Here is a 7,808-nt window from a genome sequence, read left to right as displayed (position 1 = left end):
CTTTTCGGCTAAAAGGAGGTGCAGAGTATAAAATGAGCAAAACACCATAAGGTGGATTGCGATATAAAAGCTCTTGCACCGACGCGGTACGTCGAGAGGCGAAGTTTGTTCATAGCAAAAACGCATTTATCAAAAGAAAACACGCAAAACTTTGCGTGTTTTCTTCATTTGCTGTCGTTCTTGTAAGTTTGTATAAACTTTGTTTGCCTTTATACTCGCGTTTTTGCGGTTCGGACTTTTTTTACATCCCCTTTTTTATTTTGGATTCACTTCAAAGTCATCCGCCGAGAAAACAAACGGTTTGTTTCGGTACCAGCTATAACCGTAGATGCCGGTACGTCCTCTTTGGAATGAAGTGTCGCTTGCTTCAACCAAAGTCTTGCCATCTATACCGCAGAACAATTTTTCGCCATCAACCGCCAAAAATAGTTTAACTGTGTTCCCAATCTCATTGGAACCGTCATAAGAACCGAGCACATAAACCATTCCGTTTTGCACCTTACAAAGCTCTAAAGCACCGCTTAAGCCGTTAATACGCGCTAAATAATAGTTGTTGTCATCCTGCATTCTGCCAAAAACACCTACGCTTTGTCCCTCTTTAGCTTCAAGCTCTGCAGAAACAGTCGCATTTTCATATGCACCGTTGCGGAGAAGCAAGGCTTTTCCGCCCTGGCCGGATTGCACCAGCTTACCATCCGACACATACCAGTTCCCACGATGTGTTATCCAATTGTTGTTCAATACACCGCTGAAAGAATCTGATACATTCGGCATCGAGCCTGCCGAAACAGTTAAGTTTCGTACAAATTCATTGGTTGACACCTGCGATACATCCCGAAGCGGTTCACCTGCCATACAAATGTTTTCCAAATGCACATTTTCAACCAGATGGTCTTTGTCCCAACCGGTTACAATTACACCCGAACCGGCTTCTGCATACATATTTTTTATGGTTACACCGTCAATATGTCCGCGGTAGTCGTCTTTTTCAACAAAATAGTTAAGCTCTACATCATTACTATACGGTCCTGACATTATCTGAATATGCAACAAATTTTGAACAGGTGCCGTTTCCACATACACATTTTCAATGTGTATGTTTTTCACCCAAGCCCAGTCCTGGATGTCAAACATTACCGCATTACCCTTGGTTTTTAAGACATAGGTGTCATAAATCTCTACATTTTCCCAGAGGTTGGTTTCCATGGAGGAACCAAAACGGATACCGTTACCCGCGGTGGTATTGTAAATGGTGTTGTTATAAGCCTTCACGTTTCTTGTGGGTTCTTCTTTGGTATCTCTTGCACGCATGGCATGCCAGCCAAAGCCATCATCACCGCACAGGATAAAATTATCATGCACATAAAAATTTTCTACCGTATCAATGTCAATACCATCGTTGGTTTTGCCTGTTGCCATAGTATTGAAGTTGCAAATCTCAAAATCCTTGTTATTTAAGTACAGAGACTGCCATTCCTTGCCGTTACGAAGCCCTACGCCGTCCACCTTCACATTTTTACTATTCTGAAAGAAAATACCCTTTCTTTGGTTCATTTTACTGAAAACGCCTTTGTTAAGTTCCGCATCATCTGAACCGGGATATGGAGGCGTGGTATACTTTTCCGCTTCAATAATACCACGTCCCAGAACCTTGACGTTTTCAACGCCAATGCCCTGCACTCTGCCGATAACCACCGCACCCGAGGCAATGTATAAAGTCTGATTGCTCTTTAAATTGATGACACCTGCTTCATGCACACCGGGACCAAAATACAATACATTCGGGTCATTTTTATCCGGAATATCCGTTTCGGGAACGGTTGCAATCAACAGCAAAGAATGACCGTTTTCCTGTTCTAAGAGCATATATTTCGGGCCGTCTGTGGTAAAGGTCATTTTATTTCCGTCAATTTGCTCCTGCACATTGTATGCCGAGGGTGCAAGGGTGTATTTTTCAAAGCCCACAGAGGATGTAATTTCAATATTACATGCTTCATCTGCTGAAAACATGGCAACATCAAAAATACCGCCCGTAATAATTTCAGAACGAACCGGAATCTTGATACCGTTTACCGTTACACTGTAGGTTTTACTTTCTTCATACAAAATGTTACCGTCATGGGCGATGGTTTGTGCATTTGTGCAAACCGCAAAGGCAAGCAGGAGCAAAAGCGCAATTCCTGCTATAAAACCTAATTTTTTCATACGCTTTTCCTCCTCATCTCAATGTAACTGTCGGGCAAAGCGGTATGGGATTTGTAATACTTTCCAAAACAGAAACCTCTACCGTTCCGCCGTTTTCTATCGAAATATCCGAAACCGAAATTTTCTCGGTTGCGCCTTTTTCCAACGTCAATGCTTCGCTGAACACACAGTTTGTCATTTCTCCCACAGAATTGTAGCATGTAACCGAAACAACAGCTTCGGTTTTCTCGCCTGCTGTAACAGCTAAAGACACTGTGTTGTCTGTAATCTGTGCGTCATCCACGCTTACCATATGACAAAACAGCGGTATTTTTATGTTTTCCGCAAAAAACTGTTTGCCATCCGGGCTTGCAAAACGATTAAACTCTACTGTATAAGGTGTCTTTGCTTTAAAATCATTTCCGATTCGCACAACACCATTTTGGTTCTGAATTTCTGCCTTGACAGGCTTTCCTGCCTCGTAAAGCGTTACATTACTCTCTGAGCCATTTTGTACACCGGTAAAGCCCACAAACTTTGTAAGACTTGTAAAGCGGTTTGCATCCTGAACCGATTCCGAACCGTTCTGCAATACCGAAACATACGGCTTTAAGCCCTCTTCGGTATACTTTACAAACAGAACATCGTCAAACACCACAAAGCTCTCAAGGTCACCTTTAAAAGGACGGAAATTAAAGCGAACTCTGTAGGTACCGCTTTCTGCATTCAGGTTTACAATACCCGAAAGCTTTTCGTTTTTCAAAAGCTCTGTACCGTTTAACCGGAAGCTATATGTCTGGTTTTTGTTATCCACATCAATGGCTACATGCTGCCAGGAATCGTTTTTAAACTCTATTAAATTTCCGTTACCGTCTTTGATATCTGCAAACTTATTCTTGGAGACATCGGTAATTTTAACCACCTTGCCGGTTCGGGTAAAGCCAATCAAGCCGACCGTTTTGTCTACATTCTGTACATCCGGCGAATAGAACATTACAGCACTCAAAAGTCCTGACGGTTCTTCCAACTCCGGATTATGGAGATATACATTATATTCAATGCGATATTTGTCCGCACCGCGGATATTTTCAATCGGAATATTCCACACATCCAGCGCGGCGTTCTTGGTTCCCTCTGCCGTTGCACCGAAACGGATACCGATATCCTGTTTCAACTGTTCAGCATCAAGCGGAATTACATACTCTTTTTCACCTAAAGTGCTTACGTCGACACCTTTGATTTCAGAGCTTTCTGCAACCATGCCCCAGCCCGGCATACTTCTTGTATCGTTTTTATAGTATACCTTGTCCAAAAACACAGGCGCACCACTTGCATCCTTACCGCTGAAGTTTTCGGCAATCACACTGCCACCCGAGCCTAAAATCGCCTCAACCATCGGCACGGTTGTCTTTGCAGACACGGGCAATACTGCACTTATAAGCATAAGAGCCAAAACTAAACAAATTCTTTTTTTCATCATGTCTGCACCTCCTTACTGCACTGTATAGGTCAAGACGCGCGGTGTACCGTTTATAACACCATTTTGCGTGCCAACCCATTTCCCAATTGTAACTTCAGCCACATCTCCGCTCTGAAGAGCCGAGGGTAATGTGAGAATGTATGTATCTTTTTGAAGTGTTCCGCTTGCCTGTATCTTTGTACCGTTTACGGAAACTGTAATATATTCCAGCGATTCTGCATTCATATTTTCAGGAACAGAAAGCACAATACGGCTGTTATCGCTTTGCGCCTTGTCCAGAAGTATTGCCGGTGCATCCGCTTTCATTGCCCAGACAATGTCATCTAAATACGCACTGGATACCCCTGCCGAATCGGGCATGACACCCACACGCATACGGATTTTCCGAAACTCTGCGTTCGGATCAGAACCGTCCCAGTACACATCAGGATTGGAAAACGGAACATTTTCTGCAATTGCAACACCGTCAATGTAAAGCGTAAAGGTCTTTTTTACCGTATCCATATCGAGTGCGACATGCATCCAGGTGTTTTGCGGATAACTGCCGCAGCGAACGCCTTTTTGGTTCTGATCGTAATAATACACACCGCCGTTGCCTGCAAAATAGATAAAAGGCACATCCTTTGACCCTGCGTACACCGCATAAGACATGAACGACAAGTTAAATACCTTGTATTTTTCGGATGTGTTTTGAGAAGAAAGATGCAGATTCATCTCTGTATGCAGGTTTCCGTATGTATTTTCCGAAAGGAAAAACGGCTCTGTATCAAAGAATGCACTAGCGGTAGAATTGTCCGCCTGAATTCTTACTGCCATATCATTTGCTTCCCCATTCGACGGCACTTTATCCGTCTTTCCTGCGGGTGCTTTCACCACCGAAATGTAGGAATTTCCGTTCGGCACGAAATACCAGCCGGGTACAGAAGCTAAATCTCTTACCTTATAATCCTTTTCCGTGAACCAGTCAAAATTTTCCATGTAGCTGACCATCGGATGAATGCCTGCTAAAATTCTAAGACCCGTCTGATTGTCAGGGCTGTGCTTTACCGCACGCACCATGTTATAAATCATGCAAGCCGCCTCTGCACGGGTTGCGGTAGCAGACGGTGCAAAAGACCCGTCCGACATACCGTTGATTACACCGCCCGCCGTTAAGGCATTTATTGCTTCTACTGCATAATCGGAGATGGATATCGCATCGGTAAAGGATTTGGGTGTACCGTTCGGCACATATCCCAGAAGGTTTCCTGCACGGTAAATCATTGCCGCCATCTGCTCTCGGGTGATGTTTTGTCCTACACCGAATTCTGTCGGGGACACACCGTTTACCAATCCGATTTCTTTTGCGGTGGAAACGTACGGTGCAAACCATTCGGTTTCAGGAACATCTGCAAAACTGTTTCCTGCTACGAATTCGTTATCCCCTAACATAGAAACCAGCATTTTTGCAAACTGTTCGCGGGTTACATTACCGTTCGGTTCAAAAGTGGTATCACTCGTACCGCTTACAATCCCCATATCATAAAGGGCATTTACGCTGTTGTTTGCCCAGAGTGTCTCGGAAACCACGTCGTCAAACACCACGCGGACACCGCTCTGCATTTTCTGTGTTTCCTGCGCAAACACTTCTTTAAAGCTTTCTGCCGTATAAACATTTCCAACAAGCACATTTCCGATATCCTGCTGATTTTGGTTGAATGTACTGTTATCCAAGCCTAAAATCGGTGCTAAAACATCCACAGCTTCTTTTACCTCAAACCAGCTTTGTGCTTTTTCAACCATCAAAAGTGCAATTTCTGTGCTGAATTTGGTCTGAATTTCCGCACCGTTTGCAAAGCTTTGTGATTTCATGCGTTCCCCAAGCCGTTTCATGTCCAGACGAGGAGCAAACTTCACATACACTTCATTTTGATTTAATCCGGTATATTCGGCATGGGTGCCTGTCAGCAAATCGTCAAAATCACCCGAATAGTTGCAGAGTGCCGATGCACTTACTGCATCCTTAAAGCTTGCTTTTGCTTGTGCAAGGTCTTCATCCGTACCGCGGAATTTTAAATAGCTTGAAACCGCCTCTTTTTTACCATTTACATCCAACACAGTATAAAGCGAAAAGTCCATTCCCCATTCGCTTGCATATTTTTCAATCAAAGCCTGCGCTTCTTCAACATTTTGCAACTGCTTCAGCTTATCAAAGGCCTCTTCAATGTCCGACCCGCTTTTGTACTCAAAAGTAAAGTCCGACTTTTTGCCGTCCTCATACAAAACTGCACCGCAAACCGTACCGCTTGGTGTATTTTTGGAAATTTGCACACGGAACGCAAAAGCACCACTGTCATCGGTTGTGCTTTGCTTCTGGTACAAAATATCATCTGCAGATGTAAGTGCCGTAACGCCCGGCTTTAACAGCCTGACCACAACCTCCTGCCCGGGATTTTCGGCCTGCCCGCTTAGAGTGAGCACAGTCTGCCCCTGTTCAACACCGACAGAAAGTTGTTCACCGTTTGACATCTTTGCATTATCCGATGCAAAAACACTACCGCCGAGCATACTGAAAATCATTACAAAACATAAAAATCTTTTCATATCCTCTCTCCTTTTTTGTTTCTATTTATAGCATACCATTTTTTCGGCAAAAACACAATGATTTTTTTGTCCGAAAATTTCGATTTCTTGCAAAAAAGAGATGCTTTTCAAAGCATCTCTTTTAAATTTTATACAAGTCCCATGCACCACTCAACCGCTATGGCAACCACAACCACCAACGCAGAAATGATAAACCCGTGAACCATGGGATTTACACCGGATTTTTTCATATCCTTAAAGCTGGTATTCAGGCCGATTGCCGCAAGAGCGGTAACCATTAAAAATTTACTTATATCCTTAACTGTGCCCGAAACCGTTTCAGGAATAAACCCAAGACTGTTTATTGTCGCCAAAGCCAGAAATCCTGCAATAAACCAGGGAAACAAACTCCAGATATTGGTTTTCTTTTCATTTTTCATTTCAATGTTGTTTTTGCGCTTCAAACGTATGTTGATAAACGTAAACACCAGCACGGTCGGAATAATGGAAAGGGTGCGTGTCAGCTTTACCATGGTGGCAAAGTCGCCTGCCCCTTCGGAATAAGCATATCCTGCCGCCACAACGCTTGAGGTATCGTTTACTGCAGTCCCCGCCCATAAACCATATGCCACGTCCGAAAGATTTAACATTTCACCCATAATCGGAAACAGCACAATCATCGCCATATCAAACAAAAAGGTCGCGGACATCGCATAGGCAACATCGGTATCATCCGCATCAATAACCGGAGCAATTGCCGCAATGGCAGATCCGCCGCAAATGCCGGTTCCTGCCGAAATCAAATTGGAAAGCTTCCAATTAAGCTTTAATGCCTTGCCGATAAAATATCCACCGCCAAAGCAGGTAAGCAAGGTAAACGCCATAACCATAAGCGACATTTTACCGACCGACAAAATAACGCCCACATTCAAAGATGCACCAAGTAAGATAATTGCAAACTTTAAAATTTTCTTAGAGGTAAATTTAAGTCCTGCTTTTAACACCTTCGGCTGCCAGAACGCGTTGATAATCATGCCCACAAAAAGCGCAATCACAGATGCACCGATGATATGTACAGGAAGCAGACTCTCCACCCATTTTGCAAACACAGCAACGATGAATGCCACTAAAAAACCGGGAAGAATCCCCCATACTGTTTTTAAAAAGTTTTTCATTGTTACGCCTCCTCAAAGGGTGATTATATCATATTTCTTACAAAAAGTAAAGTAAAAAAACGAAACCTTTTATATAGTCTAGCATTTGTCGGATGCTTTAACATCCCTTAAAACCACAATAAAATCATCATTTTTGGCAATTTCAACAAAAATTATCATTGATTTAAAATTTGAATGCCAATACTTCTTAACAATACCCACTATTCATTAAAAAATAGAGCTTTGAACCCGTAGGCTCAAAGCTCCTTAATGTAATTATTCAGTTTGACAAATTGGAATTTGACGGTATTACAACAGCTTTATCTCATTGGCAATCATAGCCACGTTTTTGGCGTTGGTATCAATTTTAATGGTATTGAGTGCTTGATACATCGGTATTCTTGCTATGCTTCGCTCAATTATATCTT

At 42.9% G+C, this 7,808-nt stretch carries 4 protein-coding genes; all 4 read right to left on the bottom strand.

The features are described 5' to 3' along the window. Positions 1-255: 255 nt before the first annotated feature. Positions 256-2,205, bottom strand: a complete 1,950-nt coding sequence (locus IJE10_06140; GenBank protein ID MBQ2967681.1) for a hypothetical protein — start codon at positions 2,203-2,205, stop codon at positions 256-258. Between the two features lie 13 nt (positions 2,206-2,218). After that, the gene (locus tag IJE10_06135) at positions 2,219-3,664 is read right to left on the bottom strand and encodes a hypothetical protein (GenBank protein ID MBQ2967680.1); all 1,446 of its coding nucleotides are present in this window, start codon (positions 3,662-3,664) and stop codon (positions 2,219-2,221) included. Positions 3,665-3,676: 12 nt separating this feature from the next. Beyond that, positions 3,677-6,247 carry an S-layer homology domain-containing protein gene (locus tag IJE10_06130; GenBank protein ID MBQ2967679.1) on the bottom strand — a complete coding sequence of 857 codons (2,571 nt, stop codon included), beginning with the start codon at positions 6,245-6,247 and terminating at the stop codon, positions 3,677-3,679. Positions 6,248-6,375: 128 nt separating this feature from the next. Next, positions 6,376-7,401, bottom strand: a complete 1,026-nt coding sequence (locus IJE10_06125; protein ID MBQ2967678.1) for a YeiH family putative sulfate export transporter — start codon at positions 7,399-7,401, stop codon at positions 6,376-6,378. Positions 7,402-7,808: the final 407 nt, after the last annotated feature.

The sequence above is a fragment of the Clostridia bacterium genome (assembly GCA_017410375.1).
Classification (GTDB): Bacteria; Bacillota; Clostridia; order RGIG6154; family RGIG6154; genus RGIG6154.
Note: the sequence above shows the minus strand (reverse complement) of the source record. Positions and strands in the feature narration are given on the sequence as shown.

Excerpts from the sequence above, each read along its gene's own strand:
- IJE10_06130 (MBQ2967679.1), bottom strand. The coding sequence starts at position 6,247 with ATGAAAAGATTTTTATGTTTTGTAATGATTTTCAGTATGCTCGGCGGT.
- IJE10_06135 (MBQ2967680.1), bottom strand. The coding sequence starts at position 3,664 with ATGATGAAAAAAAGAATTTGTTTAGTTTTGGCTCTTATGCTTATAAGT.
- IJE10_06125 (MBQ2967678.1), bottom strand. The coding sequence starts at position 7,401 with ATGAAAAACTTTTTAAAAACAGTATGGGGGATTCTTCCCGGTTTTTTA.
- IJE10_06140 (MBQ2967681.1), bottom strand. The coding sequence starts at position 2,205 with ATGAAAAAATTAGGTTTTATAGCAGGAATTGCGCTTTTGCTCCTGCTT.